Source organism: Mesorhizobium sp. M0751 (assembly GCF_040320265.1).
Taxonomy (GTDB): domain Bacteria; phylum Pseudomonadota; class Alphaproteobacteria; order Rhizobiales; family Rhizobiaceae; genus Mesorhizobium.
In genome coordinates this window covers 159,261-176,959 of sequence record NZ_JAMYPH010000002.1, presented here as the reverse complement: position 1 = coordinate 176,959, position 17,699 = coordinate 159,261, and the positions used below count along the sequence as shown (strand labels likewise).

Genomic DNA, 17,699 nt, shown 5'->3' with positions numbered 1-17,699 from the left:
AAAAGCTCCTTGCGACAGCTTTCGCCGTCCGATGTCAAAAATGCGAGGCGCGAAACCGCGCCAGGAAGCTGCGAAGGCGTTCATTGTCGAACCCTGCCGCCAGAATCTCGGCGGGTGGTCCGACGGCGCTGACACCGCCATCCGCCATGAAAACGATGCGGCTCGATGCATCGCGCGCGAAAGCCATTTCATGCGTGACCATCAGCATGGTCATGCCGTCTTCGGCGAGGCTGCGCACGACCTCGAGCACCTCGCCAACCAGTTCGGGGTCGAGCGCCGAGGTTATCTCGTCGAGAAGCAATATCTTCGGCTCCATCGCCACGGCGCGGGCGATGCCGACGCGCTGCTGCTGGCCGCCCGAAAGCTCGGCCGGCAGACTGTCGGCCTTGTGGGCGAGGCCGACTCGGCCGAGCCAGTGCTCGGCAATGGTTCGGGCTTCGGCATTGCTCTTGCCGCGCACCTTGCGCAGGCCAAGCATGATGTTGCCGGCCGCAGTCAGATGCGGAAAGAGATTGAAGCTCTGGAACACCATTCCGGTCTCCGCTCGCATCGCCGCCAGGTCGCGCTCGCTGCGTCGCTGGCGTGTTCCCGTCTCTCGATAGCCGACCTCCTTGCCATCGATGCGGATCGAGCCGCTGTCGTAGCTCTCCAGGAAGTTGACGCAGCGCAGCAGCGTGGTCTTGCCGCTGCCGGAGGGGCCGATGACAGTCACCACCTCGCCGCGTGTCACCTTGAGGCTGACGGAGCGCAGGACCTCGACGGATCCAAAGGCTTTGGAAACCTCGGAGACATCGAGAAGCGCCGGATTCTGGTGCGAGGCGTTGGACATCTTGCTATTCCCGGATGAAGGAGAAACGCCGCTCCAGGCGCCGGCTGGCCAAGGAGAGGGCGTAGTTGACGGCGAAGTAGACGAGCGCGCCGAGGATGTAGAGCGGCATTGCCTCATAGGTGCGGCCGATGACCTGGTTGATCGCCTGCATGAGGTCGGTGATGCCGAGCAGCGAGACCAGCGCGCTGCCCTTCACCGCGTCGGTGACGCCATTGATCCAGGGTGGCAGGAAGCGCCTGAACGCCTGCGGAAAAATGACGTAGGCCAGCCGCTGGCGAAAGGTCAGTCCGATCGCCATCGCCGCCTCGGACTGACCCTTGGGAATCGAGCCGACGGCGCCCCTGAGATATTCGACGACCTGTGCGGTCTTGAACAGGGTGAGGGCGAGTACGGCCGCCCAAAAGGATTCCAGATGCAACCCCACCGCCGGCAGGCCGTAATAGACGAAGAAGATCAGCACCAGGATCGGAATGCCGCGTATGGTGTCGCTGAAGATGCGCACTGCCCAGCGCAGCGGAGCCGGACCGTAGACAAGGCCGACGCCCATCAGCACGCCGGCGATGAGCGATAACACCACGACCAGCAGCGACACCCACAAGGTTACGGCAAAGCCTTCGGCAAGGAACGGCAAGGCGTAGATGATCTGGCTCAGCATGTCAGCGCGCCGCCTTGAACCGGCGCTCGACCAGCCGCAACGCGAAAAGCAGTGCATAGCCGGTCAACAGGTACATCGCCGTCACCACCAGGTAGACCTCGACAATGCGGAACGTGTTGAAGTTGATCCACTGGGCGCCATAGGTGAGTTCGGGTACCGAGATGACCGACGCCACGGACGTGTCCTTGAAGAGCGATATGAATGTGTTGGAAAGCGCCGGCAGGGTTATGCGCAGCATCGTCGGCAGGCGCACATGGAGCAGCCTTTGCCATGGCGTCAGGCCGATTGCCTTGCCGGCGTCGAGCTGCCCCCGCGGCACCGCCTCGAGCCCCGAGCGAAACACCTCGACCAGGTAGGCGCCGCTGTAGAGCGACAGCGTGGCAATAAATGAGGTTTGCGCGCTGTAGGCAATGTCGACCACCGTCGGCAGCCCGTAGAAGACCAGGTAGACGAGCAGGATCAGCGGCACGTTGCGGATGAACTCGACATAGCCCGCGATGATGGTCCGCACAGCACGTCCGGCCGACACGTACCAGACCGCCAGAACGAGCCCGATGACGATGCCGATCGCGATCGAGATGACGGCCAGTTCTAGGCTTAGCAGCAGTCCGCCCCAGAGCTTGTCGAAATGCCGCCAGATCAGGTTGAAGTTGAGGATGTAACCCATGCGTCCTCGTCATGGAGGGCTGTGATGAGAGAAGGCGGAAGGACGTTTGTCCTTCCGCCTGCTTGCATCAGATAACCGGGAAACCGGGATGGCGCGCTGGCGGCTCCTGTCCGAAATAATCCTTGAACGCAGCGTCGTAGAGTGCCGTTTCATGGCCGAACATGGCGATGGTGAAGGTCTGGTTGACGAAGGTCAGCCAGTCGAGGTCGCCCTGCCGCAGCGCGGCACCATAAAGCATCGAGAACCAGCTCTTGCCGGCATCGAAGTACTTATCCGGATTGCGCGAGGCGAGCCAGCGCACCGTTGACAGATCGACCGCGGCGGCGTCGACGCGCTTCGATTCCAGTGCCTGCAGCACATTGGCCTGCGTGTCTATCTGCATCACCTGCGACTCCGGCAGTACGATATGCACGTTTGCCTCGGCATCGACGTTTTGCAGGATGGAAATCCGGGTCGCCGAACCCCCGGCAAGCAGCTTGTCGAAGGTCTTGTTTTCGGCGTTCGGAAGGGTCAGCAAGGCGATGCCTTCGACGTAGTAGGGCCTGGAGAAGTGGATCAGCTGCGAGCGCTGGGCGGTCATGGTCATGAACTGGATGGTGATGTCGACCTTGTTGGTGGTCACGTTCGGAATGCGCTGAGCCGGATCCTGCATGACGAATTCCACTTTGGTCGGGTCGTCGAAAAGCCCCTTGGCGAGAATGCGACCCATGGTGATGTCCATGCCCACCAGTTCGCCGGCGTCGTTCTCGAAATGCCAGGGCGCATTGGTACTGCCGGTGCCGACGATCACCTTGCCGCGCTCGAGCACGGTGCGCAGCAGGCTGTCCGGCGCTGCCTGGGCCGCCGCTTTCTGAACGTCGACCACGGTGGCGGCGCTCATCACTCCGGCCGTTGCAAGCCCGGCCATTCCCAGTTTCAGAAATTCACGCCTTTTGGATGTGTCGTTCACGGCGACCTCCTTTCGTGTTGTGTTCCCCTTTGGACCAGCAGTACAGGCATCGGTTGCAACTGACGTCATTGTCCCTTACAAGAGACATCTGTACTCTGTACAAGACAGATTAACATCAGGGATCGATAATGCAAGATGGCAATGCCTTGGCCGCTCGACCGGACGCCGGTCTGGACGAAGACAAGAACTCGGGCTCTCGGGAGAAGGGTCTCAACCGGGTCCTCCAGATCCTGGAGTTTCTCCACACGACCCAGCGTGCGATCGGCATTGGCGACCTTGCCAAGGGGGTAAACGCGCCGCGTTCGACGACTTATACGCTTGTGCGCTCGCTGGTCGACGCAGGTCTGCTGGAGATGGCCGGAGACGGCAATCGGGTCTATTTCGGAAAGAAGCTTTATCTCTACGGAATGGACTATGTGCGGGGCAACGACCTGCTCAGGCGAGGGCGCCAGGAAGTCGACCATCTGTCGCGCGAGACCGGCGAGACCTCGGAGCTGTGCATGCTGCAAAGCGGCCGTTACACCATCGTCCATTCAAGCCCGGGAACGAGGCCATTCCGGATCAGCTCGGCGACGGGTCTGCAAATACCGCTTCCCTGGACAGCGTCCGGGCGGCTGCTCCTCGCCGGGTTCGACAGGGCGGCGATCGAGGATATGGTCTCGGAAGACGATCTCGTACTGCCGGACGGCCGCAGGTTGCGGCTCGACGATTTCATAGCCGACATCGCCGTCGCCAAGTCGGCCGGCTACTGCGTTACCTCCGGCCTTGTCGATGCCTATACGAAATGCCTGGCCGCGCCGGTTTTTTCAGCACCAGGCAGGGTCGAGGCGACGATGTGCCTGGTGGTTCCGATCGATACTTCGAGCGAAAAGACCGACGATCTGATAGCGTTGTTGCGCGATCGCGCCGCACGGCTTTCGACCGCAGCATAGCCGCTTTTCCAGCAGGCCGGCGCCGGCGTTCGTTCAAGCAATGGCTTTCGTTCAAGCAATAATGTCTGGAATGATCTTGTCTTCCAGCGCCATCAGCCTGTCCTTCAGGAAAAGCTTCTTTTTCTTCATGCGCTGGATCTGCAGCGGGTCGCAATTCATGGCGATCATCGCATTGATGGCCGCGTCGAAATCGGCGTGTTCCTGCTTCAGCCGGGAATATTCGAGGCGGATATCTGCCTGTTCCTGATCGGACATTTTTACCGTCTGCACGTCTGCGGCGCCCAAACTATGGGCCTGATTGGGCGGGACCGGGGTCTTCTTGCACCGGCGCGCAGCCCATACCACATTTCATATTGTCGTGGAATGCTACCACGCAGCATTCGACATCGGTGCTCGATGGTGGCACACTGTCATTATGCCGTCACAGAAGCGAGCCTGCGGTGGACGTGCCTTGGCGGCTGCAATCGAGGAAACCATGAAAGGGAGAACCAATCATGTCTCTTGCATCCCATCTTGATGAGCTGCAGCGGAAACACGGCGACATCGAACGGGAAATCGACGATGCGATGACCCATCCATCGGTAGACGACCTCGAAATCGTGAATCTCAAGCGGCGCAAGCTGGCGCTCAAGGACGAGATTGAAAAACTGAAGGCGAAACCGACGACGCACTGAAGCCCTTCCAGGACTAGCAGCGCCGCCCGGCGCGCGATCTTTCCGGTGGCATTGCTATGCTGCCGGAAACACTTGTGGATTTGCGGCAAGCTGCCGTCTTGTCATTTCCGATTTGCTGGGCCTTCGCGCCAGTCGCCATTGACAAGCCATCTTTGCTCCTCCACCTCATGCCCGGACCTTCAAGATTAAAGGCAGCCGGCATGACCGGATATTTTTCCTCACCCTTCCCACGCCGCAGGTCGGTAGGTGTCGATGTCGGCGGCGTGATGGTCGGCGGCGGCCCGCCGGTCGTCGTCCAGTCGATGACCAACACCGACACGGCCGATGTCGATCAGACGGTCGCGCAGGTGGCGGCGCTGCATCGCGCCGGCTCCGAGATCGTGCGCATAACCGTCGATCGCGACGAAAGCGCTGCCGCCGTGCCGGCCATCCGCGAGCGGCTGGAACGGCTCGGCATCGACGTGCCGCTGGTCGGCGATTTCCATTATATCGGCCACAAGCTGCTGGCCGATCATCCGGCCTGCGCCGAAGCACTGGCCAAATACCGTATCAACCCCGGCAATGTCGGATTCAAGGACAAGAAAGACCGGCAGTTCGCGGCGATCGTCGAGATGGCGATCCGATACGACAAACCGGTGCGCATCGGCGTCAACTGGGGCTCGCTCGACCAGGAGCTGCTGACCCGGCTGATGGACGACAACCAGGCCCAGGGCTTTCCGCTGACCGCCCAGGAAGTGACGCGCGAGGCAATCGTGCAGTCGGCGATCCTGTCGGCCGAAATGGCTGAAGAGATCGGCCTTGCCCGCGAGAAAATCATCCTGTCGGCCAAAGTTAGCGGCGTGCAGGATCTGATCGCCGTCTACACCGAGCTTGCCACCCGTTCCGACCATGCGCTGCACCTCGGCCTGACGGAGGCGGGCATGGGCTCGAAAGGCATCGTCGCCTCGTCCGCGGCCATGGGCATCCTGCTCCAGCAAGGCATCGGCGACACCATCCGCATCTCGCTGACGCCGGAGCCGAACGGCGACCGCACGCGCGAGGTGCAGGTGTCGCAAGAACTGCTGCAAACCATGGGCTTCCGACAGTTCGTGCCGATCGTCGCCGCCTGTCCCGGCTGCGGCCGCACGACCTCGACCGTGTTCCAGGAGCTTGCCCAGAACATCCAGGCCGACCTGCGCAAGAATATGCCGGTGTGGCGCGAACGCTATCCCGGCGTCGAGAACCTCAAGGTCGCGGTGATGGGTTGCATCGTCAACGGTCCGGGCGAATCCAAACATGCCGATATCGGCATTTCGCTGCCCGGCACCGGTGAGACGCCGACCGCTCCGGTGTTCGTCGACGGCAAGAAAGCGGCGACGCTGCGCGGCCCATCGATCGCCGCGGATTTCGAGAAAATGGTTTCCGACTACATCGAACGGCGGTTTGGGCAACACGGCAAAGCCGCGGCGGAGTAGTTCGATGCGGCGTTTGCTTGGGGCGACGCTGGTTGTCATTTCCGGGCTGGGCTGGGCGACAGCCGTCCAGGCCGATCCGCCGCGACCCGCCAAGCAGAAGCTGATCGATCGAGTTTGCGACCTTATCGAGACGCATGCCGACCAGAACGGTCTGCCCCGGGATTTCTTTGCCCGGCTGATCTGGAAGGAAAGCCGTTTCGATCCCAATGCGGTCAGCCCCGTCGGCGCGGAGGGTATCGCCCAATTCATGCCGGGCACCGCCAAGATGCGCGGGCTCGCCAATTCCTTCGACATCGAACAGGCGATCCCGGCCTCGGCAAAATACCTTGCCGAAATGAAATCCGGTTTCGGCAATCTGGGCCTCGCCGCCGCAGCCTACAATGCCGGCGAGAGCCGGGTGACGCGCTGGCTGAATTCCGGCGGCTTCCTGCCGTTGGAGACCGAAAGCTACGTCCTGGACGTCATGGGCGAGCCGGCCGACAAGTTCACCGATGCCGCCTATGCCGGCGTCATCCGGCCGCTCGACAAGAAGGCGAGTTTCGCTGCCGCTTGCCGCGAGCTGCCGGTGATCATGTCCAGAACCGTGCCGATGTCGTCGATCAACATCAAGCCGTGGGGTGTGCAGGTGGCCGGCAATTTCCGCCGCGCCGCGGCGCTCAATCAGTGGCTGAGAGTGAAAAGCCGGTTCCCGGCACTGCTTGCCGGCCACGATCCGGTGGTCAGCCGGGTACGTACCCCGATCGGCAGGCGCGGCATCTATGCCGTGCGGATCGGCGCCGATAGCAGAGCCAAGGCCGACACGATCTGCGACAAGCTGCAAAGCGTCGGCGGCGCCTGCATCGTGGTACGCAACCGGTAAAGCCATATGTCGGCGCGTTTTGCGCCATTGCTGCCCATCTCGCTCCCCGTGGGCACTTCGTCCTCGACACGTGAATCATATTTTCGGTGAACCGTTAGGCAGGTCTTGCATCGTCGTCGATGCGGGGTAAGGTCCCGGCGATTTTTCGCGAAAGGGATCAGCATGGCCGGCTTCAAAACACTGGACGACATCGGCAATATCAGCGGCAAGCGTGTGCTGGTGCGTGTCGACCTCAACGTTCCCGTCACCGAGGGCAAGGTCACCGACGCCACCCGCATCGAGCGCATTGGCCCGACCATTGCCGAGCTCTCCGGCAAGGGCGCCAAGGTCATCCTGCTTGCGCATTTCGGCCGGCCCAAGGATGGACCGACGCCGGAATTCTCGCTCGAACCGATCGCCAAGGCGACGGCGGACGTGCTCGGCCGTCCGGTTGGCTTTGCCGCCGACTGCATCGGCGACAAGGCGGCGAGCGCCGTCGCCGCCATGAAAGGCGGCGACGTGCTACTGCTCGAGAACACCCGCTTCTACAAAGCGGAGGAGAAGAACGACCCGGCCTTCACAGAAAAGCTCGCCGCCAACGGCGACATTTTCGTCAACGACGCCTTCTCCGCTGCGCACCGCGCCCATTCGTCGACGGAAGGGCTGGCGCATGTGCTGCCGGCCTTCGCCGGACGTACCATGCAGGCCGAGCTCGACGCGTTGGAAAAGGGTCTTGGCAATCCCGTCCGTCCGGTTGTCGCCATCGTCGGCGGCGCCAAGGTCTCGACCAAGATCGACCTGTTGATGAACCTGGTGAAGAAGGTCGACGCGCTGGTCATCGGCGGCGGTATGGCCAACACGTTTCTGGCGGCACGCGGCACCGACGTCGGGAAATCCTTGTGCGAGCATGACCTCGCGACCACCGCCAAGCAGATCATGATCGAGGCGGCCGAGGCCGGCTGCGCCATCATCCTGCCCGCCGACGGCGTTGTCGCCAGGGAGTTCAAGGCCGGCGCCGCTAGCGAGACCATTGCCATAGCAGACGTGCCGGCTGACGGCATGATCCTGGATGTCGGTGCGAAAACCGTGAAAACCATTGCCGAATGGATCGACCGCGCCGCGACGCTGGTCTGGAACGGGCCGCTCGGCGCCTTCGAGATCGAGCCATTCGACCACGCAACGGTGGCGACGGCCAGGCACGCGGCAGCGCGCACCAAGGCCGGCAGACTGGTCTCGGTCGCTGGCGGCGGCGACACGGTGGCGGCGCTCAACCATGCCGGCGTCAGCGATGAATTCACTTATGTATCGACGGCCGGCGGCGCTTTCCTCGAATGGATGGAAGGCAAGCCCTTGCCCGGCGTCGACGTCTTGAAGCGCTGAGTGCGGCCGCAATAACAGTGCGAAGGAGTGCGCCCGCGACTTTCAATCGATTCGCGCTTCTCCGGCGAAATGGTTCGACTTGAACCTGCGTTGTTCTAATGGTCTGCTGGGCGCGGATCAATTCTTTCAGGAGAAGCACGATGAGCGAACGTCTCGAGGACATTGCCGCCGCGATGGTGGCCAATGGCAAGGGCCTGCTGGCTGCCGACGAGAGCTCCGGCACCATCAAGAAGCGCTTCGACGTCATCGGCGTCGAGTCGACCGCCGACAGCCGCCGCGACTATCGCGAGATGATGTTCCGCGCCAGCGATGCAATGACCAAGTACATTTCCGGCGTCATTCTCTACGACGAGACCATTCACCAGAAGGCCGCCGACGGCACACCGCTGGTCGACATCATCAAGGCATCAGGTGCTATCCCCGGCATCAAGGTCGACGCCGGCGCCAAGCCGCTGGCCGGCTTTCCCGGTGACACCATCACCGAAGGCCTGGACGGCTTGCGCGAACGCCTCGCCGATTACTACAAGCTTGGCGCCCGCTTCGCCAAATGGCGCGCGGTGATCGACATCGATGTTGCCAAGGGCGTGCCTTCCGCCACCTCGATCGGCTCGAACGCCCATGCGCTCGCCCGTTACGCCGCGCTTTGCCAGGAAGCCGGCATCGTGCCGATCGTCGAGCCGGAGGTGCTGATGGACGGCGCTCATGACATCGACACTTGCTACGAGATCAGCAAGGCGACACTGACAAAGTTGTACACCGAGCTCTATGCGGCCCGCGTCGTGCTCGAAGGCACCATCCTGAAACCGAACATGGTCCTCGCCGCCAAGAAATCGGGCAAGGTCAGCAGCCCCGAGGAAGTCGCCGAAAAGACCATAAAACTGTTCCGCGAGACGGTGCCAGCCGCGATCGGAGGCATCGCCTTCCTTTCGGGCGGACAATCGGACGAGGAGGCGACCGCCAACCTCAATGCCATCAACGCCATCGGCCCGCATCCGTGGAAGCTGACCTTCTCCTACGGCCGCGCCTTGCAGGCCGCGCCGCAGAAGGCCTGGAGCGGCAAAGCGGCAAATGTCGCCGCCGCGCAGGCCGCCTTCGCCCATCGCGCCCACATGAACCATCTGGCCGCCCTTGGACAATGGCAGCCGACGCTTGAGCAAGCCGCCTGACCGAAAACATCTTGCGTTTCTCCCGACCCGGGCCACGTGCCCGGGTTTTTGTTGTGTGCCGAGCATGATCGACAGCTTGGAGGTGCAAGTCCTCTACCCAGCCTGATGACGGCGAAGGGTTAGCGAAGCGCAAGGGCGTCGTCGCGAGGCGGGGTCCGAAGGAAGCGTGGAGCAAACCCGCGACCCGATGGACAAGAACCGGATACGAGGCCTACCCGGCCGGACGAGCGGGCAACTGACCGCGAAGTCCATGGTCATCAAGGGCCGGGGTGGTAAATTCGGCGGGTGTGCGGGGAAGGCGGTCGATCTTACCTCGGGAGATCTGCGCCGTGTCCGGAATTCCGGACTGAGCCCGCCGTGAGGCGCGCTGATCGCGGTGCAGAAGTCAGCAGAGGGCATAGTAGCTGTCGGGCTCGCTCGGCAGTGAAGGCCCGAACGGTTGGAAGGACGAGTAGGACGGAGCTCTCGCATTGGCCATGCGGCGGAAAACCCAGCTTGAGCTGGCCTTTCCCGGGACCGGAGGGGGTGAAGCCCGCGCCCGCCTCGGGGCAGGGACCGAAGCCAACACGGCGAACGCCGTTCCCGAAAGCCCGGCGGCTATGGCCGGACCGTGCATGGAAGCGATTGTCGATCGCGACAATCTGAGGAAGGCGCTGGCGCAGGTCCGGCGCAACAAAGGGGCGCCGGGGGTCGACGGCATGAATGTCGAGGCCTTGGTGCTGCACCTGAGAGACCACTGGCCCGAACTTCGCATCCAACTGCTCAAAGGCTCCTACAAGCCGCAGCCGGTGCGGCGCGTCGAAATCCCCAAGGCGTCCGGCGGCACCCGTCCGCTCGGCATTCCAACGGTGCTCGACCGCTTCATCCAGCAGGCGGTTATGCAGGTGCTGCAGGAGGCATGGGACGAGGGGTTCAGCGCGTCGAGCTACGGGTTCCGACCCGCACGCTCGGCCCATCAGGCGGTTGCCGCGGCGCAGGCGTTCATTGCATCGGGCCACCGCATTGTGGTGGACATCGATCTGGAGAAGTTCTTCGACCGGGTCAACCACGACATCCTGATGGGGCTGGTGGCCAAGCGGGTGTCCGATCCGCGCCTCCTTCGGCTGATCCGGGGCTTCCTGACCTCGGGTGTGCTCGAAGGCGGACTGGTCGGCCCGATCGACGAGGGAACGCCGCAAGGCGGCCCGCTCTCGCCGCTGCTGTCGAACCTGATGCTGGACGAACTCGACAAGGAACTGGAGCGACGCAAGCATTGCTTCGTGCGCTACGCCGACGACTGCAACATCTATGTGCGCAGCGTGCGGGCGGGTGAACGGGTGATGGCAAGCGTCGAACGCTTCCTGGTCAGGCGTCTGAAGCTGAAGGTCAACATGCACAAGAGCGCGGTCGCCCCGCCGCACCGGCGCAAGTTCCTCGGCTTCAGCTTCACGGACGAGAAGACGCCAAGACGTCGGATCGCGCCGCAGGCTGTGGTCCGGTTCAAGGAGCGCGTGCGGGTGCTGACGATGCGGACGCGGGGCGCCAGCCTCGCGCAAATAGCCAAGGAGCTGTCGCTCTATCTCTTGGGATGGCGCGGCTACTTCGGCTTTTGCGAAACCCCGTCGGTGTTGCGCAGCCTCGACAAGTGGATCAGGCGGAGATTCCGATCCATCGCATGGAAACAGTGGACGCGCGGGCGCACCCGCTTTGCGGAGCTGCGTCGCCGGGGCGTCGGGTACGATCTGGCGGCACAAACCGCCGGCAGCGCCCATGGTCCCTGGCGCATCAGCAACAGCCCAGCGCTCGCCATTGCCTTGCCGAACGCTTTCCTCGCAAGCATCGGCCTCACTGTCCTCGCCCCTGCCAAGGCCGCATAACCAGCCGAACCGCCCTGTACGGACCCGTACGCAGGGTGGTGTGGGAGGGGAGGAACTGCGAAGCTCCCCCCTATCCCGATTGAAAGCAGCAAGGGCTGCAATTTCTTGCAACTGAAATGCAGCTCGGTGTCGGCATTCGTCGCTGCCGAACGTCCTCCGTGAAAAGAGGAGCAGACCGATGCCAAACAACAAGACCGTTTCGCAGGAAGAGTGGTTTCAGGCGCACAAGGCGCATCTGGCGCGCGAAAAGGAATTGACGCGCTTTCGCGATCGTGTCGCCGCCGAACGCCGCGAACTGCCGTGGCTGAAGATACGCAAGGACTACGTCTTCGAGACCGAGCAAGGGCCAAAGAAACTGCCCGACCTGTTTGGCGGCAACAGCCAGCTGATCATCTACCATTTCATGTTCGGGCCGGGCGCCGATTATCGCTGTGAAGGCTGCTCATTCCTTGCCGACCACATAGACGGCGCCAACCAGCATCTCAGGCACCACGATGTCTCACTTGTCGTGGTAGCGCGGGCGCCATTGGCCGAATTGCTGCCCTACAAGCAGCGCATGGGCTGGAAATTCGACTGGGTGTCGTCCTACGCCTCGGACTTCAACTTCGACATGCAGGTGTCATTCACCGACAAGCAGGTCGCGGCCGGCGACACGACATACAATTTCGAGCGGCGTGCGCGGAGATCGAAGGACCTTCCCGGCACCAGCGTGTTCTATCGCGACGAGAAAGGCGACATCTTCCTGACTTTTATCGCGCGCTCCAGAGGCGGCGATCCGCTGATCGGCGCCTATCACTATCTCGACCTGACGCCGAAGGGCCGCAACGAAACTGGCCCGCATCATAGCCTCGTCGACTGGGTGCGGCTGCATGACGAGTACGAAGACCGATCCGGGACGCATGACGGCTGCCATTGAGGCGACAAGGATGTCGCTGCAAGGTCGTTCACCTTCAGTACAACATGCGCTAAGTGCTGTTCGCTATGCCCTAAAAGGGACTTGCCATGCGGCGCTTTCCGACCCTTCTCACCTGGCTCGCCTTTCCGGTCTATGTCTGGCAAGGACTTGGCGTGCGTCGTCGCACAACCCGCATGCTGCCGGCACAAGGTCCGGTCATGCACGAGATATCTGGCCTGGCACCAGCAATCTCGGTTCTGGTGCTTGGCGATTCCTCCGCCGCCTCGGTAGGCATCGGCAATTCCGAAAACGGATTGGCCGCGCAACTGGCGGTTCTGATTGCGCAACGCACCGGCCGCACCGTGCGCTGGCGGGCGGCCGGCTTCAACTCGGCAACCTCTGGCCAGATCCGCGATCATGTGCTGCCCAATCTATCGGCCGATCCGTGGACGCATATCGTGCTGGCCATCGGCACCAACGACACCAAGAATTTTCATTCGGTACCGCGCTTCAAGCGCGAGTTTGGCGGCCTGCTCTATGCGCTGCGCGCCAAATGGCCGGAGGCGCGCGTCGTGTGGTCGCCGGTGCTGGAGTTCACCCGGGCGCCGGCAATGCCGCCGCTGCTCGGCAAGATCCTCGAAATACGGGCCGTCGAAATGAACCGGATGGGCGAGCGCCTTTGCCTCGAGCGCGGCGCCATACCGGCGCCCCGCCTGCCGATCACCGATGCCGGCTTCGCATCGGATGGATTTCACGCTTCGGAAGCCGGCTACCGAGCCTGGGCGGAACATCTGGTCAGCCTGGTGGTCGCCAACGAACCGGGCGTCGCGTAGCGGGCCGCCGGCACTACGTCCAGTGCCCGAGCACCGCCGTGATCGAAATCGCCGCCATCGCCAGCAGCGCCAGCTTCCAGAAATCGCTGCGCCGCTTCAGCCCGGGCCAGCCGAGCGGCTTGATCAGCTGGATGACCATCATGGCGACGATGACGAGCGCGAGGAGTTTCGACATGCCGCCTTTGATCAGCATCGCGGCTGGCTGTCAAAGCGGCTCCGCGATCGCCGTCTTTCCACTGCGGCAGGCCTCTTTTCAGCACTGGCTGATCACTTCGGTCGACAAATCGGAATGCCGGTCATGAGAGACGCACCCTCCTGACAGACTGCTGTCAGCAGGGGTGTGCGATAGTGCCTGCATCGAAAAAGAGGAGACCAGCCATGAACGGTATTACCATTCTGCGTAGCGTGCAGCACTATGTCGGCAAGATCCGGACGATGCGCAATGAGATCCGCACCCAGCGGTTCATGAACACCCTTCCGGCGGACATCCGCAAGGATATTGGTTGGCCGGACATGTATGGCGACCGCCGCAATGGCGGCAATTGAGGCAAGCTTTCTGCGTGGCGTTTGGATGCGACCTAGCGACGAGCTGAAATGGACATGCTGAAGCCTCCTGACAGTATGGTGTCAGGAGGCTCGTGCGATAGTGCGATGGCCGCCGGAGCCGGATGGCCGAGAGGACGATCGATGAAAAGCTGGAACGACAGGCTGAACACGCCTGGCATCAACGGCATAAAACCGTCGCCGCGCACCATCGGTGACGTCGTCGAAGGCCGGCCGATGCTGGTTCCTTCAGCTCGCCAGGTCGATGCATTCATCCGCTCCATCCCCGAAGGCATGGACATGGATATCTGCGCTTTTCGCACCTCCCTTGCCACCGAGCACGGTGCCGAGGTGACATGTCCGGCCACCATCGGCTATCATCTGCGCACCGTCGCCGAGGCCGCCAACGAGGATATGGAGCGTGGTGTGGCGCTGAGCGACATTGCGCCGTTCTGGCGGGTGCTCGACGCAAGCACGCCGACAACGAGGAAACTGTCCTTCGGCGCGGCCTTCGTCGCCGCGCAGCGCAAGCGCGAAGGGCTGGAACGATAGACGCCGAGGAACCATACGATGCGCCGCGCCGACAGGCTCTTCCAGATCGTGCAGCATCTGCGCGGTGGCCGTTTGGTCACCGCCCAGAAGCTGGGCACGTGGCTCGAGGTTTCCGAGCGAACGATCTATCGCGACATCGCCGACCTGCAGTCGACCGGCGTGCCGATCGACGGCGAGGCCGGTGTCGGCTACATGATGAGGGAGGGTTTCGACCTTCCGCCGCTGATGTTCACGCGTGACGAGATCGTCGCGCTGGTCGCCGGCGCCCGCATGGTGCGCGCCTTTGGCGGCGCGGCCATGGCGCGAGCCGCCGACGAGGCGCTGGTCAAGATCGGCGCCGTGCTGCCCGACGCCGAAAAGGACCGCATCGCCCGTACCGAGATCCACACGCCGATGTGGGTAGTAAGCGATGCCGCTCGCGAAGCCATCGACCTGATCGAGCGCTCCATCGAGAAACGCCAGGTGCTGACCATCGACTATTCGGATGAGGCCGGCCGCAGCACCGCGCGCGACATCCGCCCGCTCGGCCTGTGGTTCTGGGGCAAGGTGTGGACCTTGGTCGCCTGGTGCGAGATGCGCGGCGATTTCCGCGCCTTCCGCATCGACCGCATCGCTTCGGTGGTCATCGCCGGCCGCACCTTCAAGCCCGAGCGCGGCAAACAGCTCGCCGATTTCTATCGCGCGGTGGAGCGCAGCGAGGATTATGGCATGGCGCCGGACCGGGCGGCGCGAAGCTGACACGGAAGATCACAAAAAAGCCCGCTTGAAAGCGGGCTTTTTTGTTTTGGATGCGAGACCTACTCCTCTTCGTCGGCGTCCTTGTCCTTCGACTTCAGCGCCGAAAGCTTGGCGAAGACGGCGTTGGCGTCGAGTTCCCGGTCCTCGTCCTTCGGCTTTTCGGGCGCCGGCACCAGCCGTTCGGTCAAGGCGGCCGGCAGCAGCGTATCGCCGACCGGCTGCGCCTGCTCACGGCCGCGCGAGGCGCGGTTGATTTCCATATCGAGGTCGATTTGCGACGTCAGGCCGAGTGTCACCGGGTCCATCGGCTGGAGATTGGCGGAGTTCCAGTGCTTTCTGTCGCGGATCTGGTCGATCGTCGACTTCGTCGTGCCGACAAGGCGGGCAATCTGCGCATCCTTGAGCTCGGGATGGTTGCGCACCAGCCAGAGGATGGCGTTGGGCCGGTCCTGGCGCTTCGACAACGGCGTGTAGCGCGGACCCTTGCGCTTGGATTCCGGCACCCGCACCTTGGGATCGGAGAGCTTCAGCCGGTGGTTCGGGTCCTTCTCGGCACGCGCGATCTCGTCGCGAGTGAGCTGGCCGGTCATGATCGGGTCCATGCCCTTGATGCCTTGCGCCGACTCGCCGTCGGCGATCGCCTTGACCTCAAGCGGATGCAGTCCGCAGAACTGCGCGATCTGCTCGAAGGAAAGCGCTGTGTTGTCAACCAGCCAGACGGCGGTCGCCTTTGGCATCAGCAGCGTATTGGCCATCATAAAAATCCTTCTCGTTCGCCCGCGTTCCCGCGCGGGCGGTGGTTTAGAGCCACCAAAATGGGAAAATCGCGGTCTATATAACCGCTCGCTCGCCGTTTCGCAATGTTTTTGGAAGGCGCGTCAAGGACGGCATGGCAGCGCGACCAGCAGACCGCGAAGGGTCGGCACATGAAGCCATGCAGTCGAAGCTTCAAAAAGACAAAGCCCGCCAGACCAAGGTCGGGCGGGCTCGGAACCGGCGACGGAAATCCGTCTGCTGCGGCTCTGGCTTCTAAGACGTGATCCCGAACCGCGGCTCGGCGTTGCGGAAAAGCAGCGCCCGGTCTTCGGGCGGGATCGTGCTCGAGATCAAAGCCCTTGGCGGGCGATTCTCTCGATGTCGCCGCGGTTGATGCCGAGGTCGTTGAGCTGACGAGCATTCAGCCGGTTCAGTTCGCGCACGGTTTCGTTGTACATGCGCCAGTTACGGAAAGCGCGGATCGGGTTCATGGTAGTCCTCCATTTCGTTGGATCATTCGTTTCGATGACGCGTAAATAGGCATCGCTGCTCAGGAATTGAACAGACGCTTTTGCATGGCCGCAATGCGTTTGTTGCATTGCACCATTAAGCTTTCGTTCAGTCTATTTGCGGGCCGTCAGGCGACATCGAGCACAATCTTGCCGATGTGCTCACCCTCCTCCATCCGCTCATGCGCCCGCCAGGCTTCCTTGAGCGGGAAGATCGTGTCCATCACCGGCGCAACCTTGCGCGTGCCGAGCAGCGGCCAGACCTGCGCCTCCAGCGCCGCAGCAACTGCCGCCTTGAACTCCACTGTGCGTGGCCTGAGCAGCGATCCCGTGTGCACGAGCCGCTTGGTCATCATCTTGAAGAAATTGGCGCTCGCCACCGCTCCGCCCTGCGTCGCGATCTGGACGATGCGGCCTTCCACGGCCGCAGCCTCGTAGTTTCGCGCGACATAATCGCCGCCGACCATGTCGAGGATGACATTGGCGCCCTTGCCGCCGGTTGCCTCCTTGACCGCGGCGACGAAGTCCTCCTCGCGGTAGTTGATCGCCCGGTCGGCGCCAAGCTTGAGGCAGGCTTCGCATTTCTCCTTGTTGCCGGCGGTGGTGACGACATAGGCGCCGAAAGCGGCAGCAAGCTGGATCGCCGTCGTGCCGATACCCGACGAGCCGCCATGCACGAGCAGCGTCTCGCCGCTCTTCAGGCCGCCGCGCTCGAAGACATTGTGCCAAACAGTGAAGTAGTTTTCCGGCAGCGCCGCCGCTTCGGTGTAGGTAAAGCCGGCGGGCAGCGGCAGCACGCTGCCGGCGTGCACTCTGACATATTCGGCATAGCCGCCGCCCGCCGTCAGCGCACACACCCGGTCGCCGACGCGCCAGCGCGATATCTGGTCACCAAGGGCAGCGACTTCGCCTGCTGCTTCCAGGCCCGGCAGATCCGATGCACCCGGTGGCGGCGGGTAGGCGCCCTTGCGCTGCTGCACGTCCGGTCGGTTGACGCCGGCGGCACGCACCCGGATCAGGATCTCGCCGGGACCGGGAACCGGCACGTCGCGGGTTTCCGGTTTCAGCACCCGCGGCCCGCCCGGTTCCGATATGGCGATCGCCATCATCTTCGCCGGAATTTTCTGTGCGTTCGCCATGAATTTTCCCGTCGTGCTTCGCCGGTTTCTCGTGCCAGCTCTTGCCCGCCATTTGCATCCATACCCTTGCCCTATGTATGCTCATTGGCAAATCAGGCAAATGGGCAATCACGGAGGAGCGACGATGGCGATCTTCGACGACGAACCCAAGAAGAAAGCGCGCCCGCACGAGATCGGGCAGGATCTGTCGCTGCTTTCCGTCGATGAATTGTCCGAACGGATCGGCATCCTGCGCGACGAGATCGCCCGGCTGGAAACCGAGCTCAAGACCAAGGGCTCCACCAAGTCGGCGGCAGAGGCGCTGTTTCGCCGCGGGTAGTACTGCGGGTAATTC

22 protein-coding genes are annotated in these 17,699 nt (G+C 62.8%); 13 read left to right on the top strand and 9 right to left on the bottom strand.

Annotated features, from left to right (window positions below; genetic code table 11):
• Positions 1-34: 34 nt before the first annotated feature.
• From NKI19_RS03535 to NKI19_RS03520, 4 genes are all read right to left on the bottom strand, one after another.
• Positions 35-829 carry an amino acid ABC transporter ATP-binding protein gene (locus NKI19_RS03535; protein WP_352489302.1) on the bottom strand — a complete coding sequence of 265 codons (795 nt, stop codon included), beginning with the start codon at positions 827-829 and terminating at the stop codon, positions 35-37.
• A 4-nt stretch (positions 830-833) separates the two neighbouring features.
• Positions 834-1,484, bottom strand: a complete 651-nt coding sequence (locus NKI19_RS03530; protein WP_292655692.1) for an amino acid ABC transporter permease — start codon at positions 1,482-1,484, stop codon at positions 834-836.
• 1 nt (position 1,485) lies between these two features.
• Positions 1,486-2,151, bottom strand: a complete 666-nt coding sequence (locus NKI19_RS03525) for an amino acid ABC transporter permease (RefSeq protein ID WP_352489303.1) — start codon at positions 2,149-2,151, stop codon at positions 1,486-1,488.
• 67 nt (positions 2,152-2,218) lie between these two features.
• Positions 2,219-3,100 (bottom strand): transporter substrate-binding protein, encoded by an 882-nt coding sequence (locus tag NKI19_RS03520; RefSeq protein WP_352489304.1) that lies wholly within the window; start codon positions 3,098-3,100, stop codon positions 2,219-2,221.
• A gap of 128 nt (positions 3,101-3,228) precedes the next feature.
• On the opposite strand from NKI19_RS03520, the gene NKI19_RS03515 reads away from it, so the two are divergent.
• Positions 3,229-4,032: an IclR family transcriptional regulator gene (locus tag NKI19_RS03515; protein ID WP_352489305.1), complete on the top strand. Its 804-nt coding sequence runs from the start codon at positions 3,229-3,231 to the stop codon at positions 4,030-4,032.
• Between the two features lie 51 nt (positions 4,033-4,083).
• Here the strand turns inward: NKI19_RS03515 and NKI19_RS03510 are convergent, their stop codons facing one another.
• The gene (locus tag NKI19_RS03510; RefSeq protein WP_023678480.1) at positions 4,084-4,287 is read right to left on the bottom strand and encodes a YdcH family protein; all 204 of its coding nucleotides are present in this window, start codon (positions 4,285-4,287) and stop codon (positions 4,084-4,086) included.
• A gap of 239 nt (positions 4,288-4,526) precedes the next feature.
• Between NKI19_RS03510 and NKI19_RS03505 the strand changes: the two genes are divergently transcribed.
• The 8 genes from NKI19_RS03505 to NKI19_RS03470 all read left to right on the top strand — a co-directional run bounded on the left by NKI19_RS03505 (position 4,527) and on the right by NKI19_RS03470 (position 13,128).
• Positions 4,527-4,706, top strand: coding sequence for a YdcH family protein (locus NKI19_RS03505; protein WP_023678481.1), 180 nt, complete (start codon positions 4,527-4,529; stop codon positions 4,704-4,706).
• A 200-nt stretch (positions 4,707-4,906) separates the two neighbouring features.
• Positions 4,907-6,160 (top strand): flavodoxin-dependent (E)-4-hydroxy-3-methylbut-2-enyl-diphosphate synthase, encoded by a 1,254-nt coding sequence (gene ispG, locus NKI19_RS03500; RefSeq protein ID WP_352489306.1) that lies wholly within the window; start codon positions 4,907-4,909, stop codon positions 6,158-6,160.
• A gap of 4 nt (positions 6,161-6,164) precedes the next feature.
• Entirely contained in the window at positions 6,165-7,019 is an 855-nt protein-coding gene (locus tag NKI19_RS03495; RefSeq protein WP_352489307.1) for a transglycosylase SLT domain-containing protein, read from the top strand.
• A 162-nt stretch (positions 7,020-7,181) separates the two neighbouring features.
• Positions 7,182-8,378 carry a phosphoglycerate kinase gene (locus tag NKI19_RS03490; protein ID WP_352489308.1) on the top strand — a complete coding sequence of 399 codons (1,197 nt, stop codon included), beginning with the start codon at positions 7,182-7,184 and terminating at the stop codon, positions 8,376-8,378.
• Positions 8,379-8,518: 140 nt separating this feature from the next.
• Positions 8,519-9,544: a class I fructose-bisphosphate aldolase gene (locus NKI19_RS03485; RefSeq protein ID WP_352489309.1), complete on the top strand. Its 1,026-nt coding sequence runs from the start codon at positions 8,519-8,521 to the stop codon at positions 9,542-9,544.
• 476 nt (positions 9,545-10,020) lie between these two features.
• Positions 10,021-11,400, top strand: a complete 1,380-nt coding sequence (gene ltrA / locus NKI19_RS03480; protein ID WP_352564733.1) for a group II intron reverse transcriptase/maturase — start codon at positions 10,021-10,023, stop codon at positions 11,398-11,400.
• Between the two features lie 178 nt (positions 11,401-11,578).
• Entirely contained in the window at positions 11,579-12,316 is a 738-nt protein-coding gene (locus tag NKI19_RS03475; RefSeq protein WP_352489310.1) for a DUF899 domain-containing protein, read from the top strand.
• 86 nt (positions 12,317-12,402) lie between these two features.
• Positions 12,403-13,128, top strand: a complete 726-nt coding sequence (locus NKI19_RS03470; protein ID WP_352489311.1) for an SGNH/GDSL hydrolase family protein — start codon at positions 12,403-12,405, stop codon at positions 13,126-13,128.
• A gap of 13 nt (positions 13,129-13,141) precedes the next feature.
• Here NKI19_RS03470 and NKI19_RS03465 read toward each other — a convergent pair whose 3' ends face one another.
• Complete coding sequence (locus NKI19_RS03465; protein ID WP_352489451.1) at positions 13,142-13,321, bottom strand: hypothetical protein; 180 nt, start codon at positions 13,319-13,321, stop codon at positions 13,142-13,144.
• Between the two features lie 185 nt (positions 13,322-13,506).
• On the opposite strand from NKI19_RS03465, the gene NKI19_RS03460 reads away from it, so the two are divergent.
• The 3 genes from NKI19_RS03460 to NKI19_RS03450 all read left to right on the top strand — a co-directional run bounded on the left by NKI19_RS03460 (position 13,507) and on the right by NKI19_RS03450 (position 14,961).
• A complete protein-coding gene (locus NKI19_RS03460; protein ID WP_352489312.1) occupies positions 13,507-13,674 on the top strand; it encodes a hypothetical protein in 168 nt (55 codons plus the stop codon).
• 141 nt (positions 13,675-13,815) lie between these two features.
• A complete protein-coding gene (locus NKI19_RS03455) occupies positions 13,816-14,223 on the top strand; it encodes a hypothetical protein (protein ID WP_352489313.1) in 408 nt (135 codons plus the stop codon).
• Positions 14,224-14,241: 18 nt separating this feature from the next.
• The gene (locus tag NKI19_RS03450) at positions 14,242-14,961 is read left to right on the top strand and encodes a helix-turn-helix transcriptional regulator (protein WP_023678491.1); all 720 of its coding nucleotides are present in this window, start codon (positions 14,242-14,244) and stop codon (positions 14,959-14,961) included.
• A 59-nt stretch (positions 14,962-15,020) separates the two neighbouring features.
• On the opposite strand, the gene NKI19_RS03445 is transcribed toward NKI19_RS03450, so the two are convergent.
• From NKI19_RS03445 to NKI19_RS03435, 3 genes are all read right to left on the bottom strand, one after another.
• Positions 15,021-15,716, bottom strand: coding sequence for a DUF1013 domain-containing protein (locus NKI19_RS03445; RefSeq protein WP_292655650.1), 696 nt, complete (start codon positions 15,714-15,716; stop codon positions 15,021-15,023).
• A gap of 351 nt (positions 15,717-16,067) precedes the next feature.
• Positions 16,068-16,208 (bottom strand): DUF1127 domain-containing protein, encoded by a 141-nt coding sequence (locus NKI19_RS03440; RefSeq protein ID WP_023720976.1) that lies wholly within the window; start codon positions 16,206-16,208, stop codon positions 16,068-16,070.
• 146 nt (positions 16,209-16,354) lie between these two features.
• Positions 16,355-17,365: an NAD(P)H-quinone oxidoreductase gene (locus NKI19_RS03435; RefSeq protein ID WP_352489314.1), complete on the bottom strand. Its 1,011-nt coding sequence runs from the start codon at positions 17,363-17,365 to the stop codon at positions 16,355-16,357.
• Between the two features lie 124 nt (positions 17,366-17,489).
• Here NKI19_RS03435 and NKI19_RS03430 point away from each other — a divergent pair, with 124 nt between their 5' ends.
• The gene (locus tag NKI19_RS03430) at positions 17,490-17,684 is read left to right on the top strand and encodes a DUF1192 domain-containing protein (protein ID WP_352489315.1); all 195 of its coding nucleotides are present in this window, start codon (positions 17,490-17,492) and stop codon (positions 17,682-17,684) included.
• Positions 17,685-17,699: the final 15 nt, after the last annotated feature.

What these genes read in the sequence shown, in the direction of transcription:
- NKI19_RS03440 (WP_023720976.1), bottom strand. Translation starts at nt 16,208, where the DNA reads ATGAACCCGATCCGCGCTTTCCGTAACTGGCGCATGTACAACGAAACC.
- NKI19_RS03485 (WP_352489309.1), top strand. Translation starts at nt 8,519, where the DNA reads ATGAGCGAACGTCTCGAGGACATTGCCGCCGCGATGGTGGCCAATGGC.
- NKI19_RS03490 (WP_352489308.1), top strand. Translation starts at nt 7,182, where the DNA reads ATGGCCGGCTTCAAAACACTGGACGACATCGGCAATATCAGCGGCAAG.
- NKI19_RS03450 (WP_023678491.1), top strand. Translation starts at nt 14,242, where the DNA reads ATGCGCCGCGCCGACAGGCTCTTCCAGATCGTGCAGCATCTGCGCGGT.
- NKI19_RS03435 (WP_352489314.1), bottom strand. Translation starts at nt 17,365, where the DNA reads ATGGCGAACGCACAGAAAATTCCGGCGAAGATGATGGCGATCGCCATA.
- NKI19_RS03510 (WP_023678480.1), bottom strand. Translation starts at nt 4,287, where the DNA reads ATGTCCGATCAGGAACAGGCAGATATCCGCCTCGAATATTCCCGGCTG.
- NKI19_RS03530 (WP_292655692.1), bottom strand. Translation starts at nt 1,484, where the DNA reads ATGCTGAGCCAGATCATCTACGCCTTGCCGTTCCTTGCCGAAGGCTTT.
- NKI19_RS03515 (WP_352489305.1), top strand. Translation starts at nt 3,229, where the DNA reads ATGCAAGATGGCAATGCCTTGGCCGCTCGACCGGACGCCGGTCTGGAC.
- NKI19_RS03465 (WP_352489451.1), bottom strand. Translation starts at nt 13,321, where the DNA reads ATGCTGATCAAAGGCGGCATGTCGAAACTCCTCGCGCTCGTCATCGTC.
- ltrA (WP_352564733.1), top strand. Translation starts at nt 10,021, where the DNA reads ATGCGGCGGAAAACCCAGCTTGAGCTGGCCTTTCCCGGGACCGGAGGG.
- NKI19_RS03505 (WP_023678481.1), top strand. Translation starts at nt 4,527, where the DNA reads ATGTCTCTTGCATCCCATCTTGATGAGCTGCAGCGGAAACACGGCGAC.
- ispG (WP_352489306.1), top strand. Translation starts at nt 4,907, where the DNA reads ATGACCGGATATTTTTCCTCACCCTTCCCACGCCGCAGGTCGGTAGGT.
- NKI19_RS03535 (WP_352489302.1), bottom strand. Translation starts at nt 829, where the DNA reads ATGTCCAACGCCTCGCACCAGAATCCGGCGCTTCTCGATGTCTCCGAG.
- NKI19_RS03445 (WP_292655650.1), bottom strand. Translation starts at nt 15,716, where the DNA reads ATGGCCAATACGCTGCTGATGCCAAAGGCGACCGCCGTCTGGCTGGTT.
- NKI19_RS03495 (WP_352489307.1), top strand. Translation starts at nt 6,165, where the DNA reads ATGCGGCGTTTGCTTGGGGCGACGCTGGTTGTCATTTCCGGGCTGGGC.
- NKI19_RS03460 (WP_352489312.1), top strand. Translation starts at nt 13,507, where the DNA reads ATGAACGGTATTACCATTCTGCGTAGCGTGCAGCACTATGTCGGCAAG.
- NKI19_RS03475 (WP_352489310.1), top strand. Translation starts at nt 11,579, where the DNA reads ATGCCAAACAACAAGACCGTTTCGCAGGAAGAGTGGTTTCAGGCGCAC.
- NKI19_RS03525 (WP_352489303.1), bottom strand. Translation starts at nt 2,151, where the DNA reads ATGGGTTACATCCTCAACTTCAACCTGATCTGGCGGCATTTCGACAAG.
- NKI19_RS03470 (WP_352489311.1), top strand. Translation starts at nt 12,403, where the DNA reads ATGCGGCGCTTTCCGACCCTTCTCACCTGGCTCGCCTTTCCGGTCTAT.
- NKI19_RS03430 (WP_352489315.1), top strand. Translation starts at nt 17,490, where the DNA reads ATGGCGATCTTCGACGACGAACCCAAGAAGAAAGCGCGCCCGCACGAG.
- NKI19_RS03455 (WP_352489313.1), top strand. Translation starts at nt 13,816, where the DNA reads ATGAAAAGCTGGAACGACAGGCTGAACACGCCTGGCATCAACGGCATA.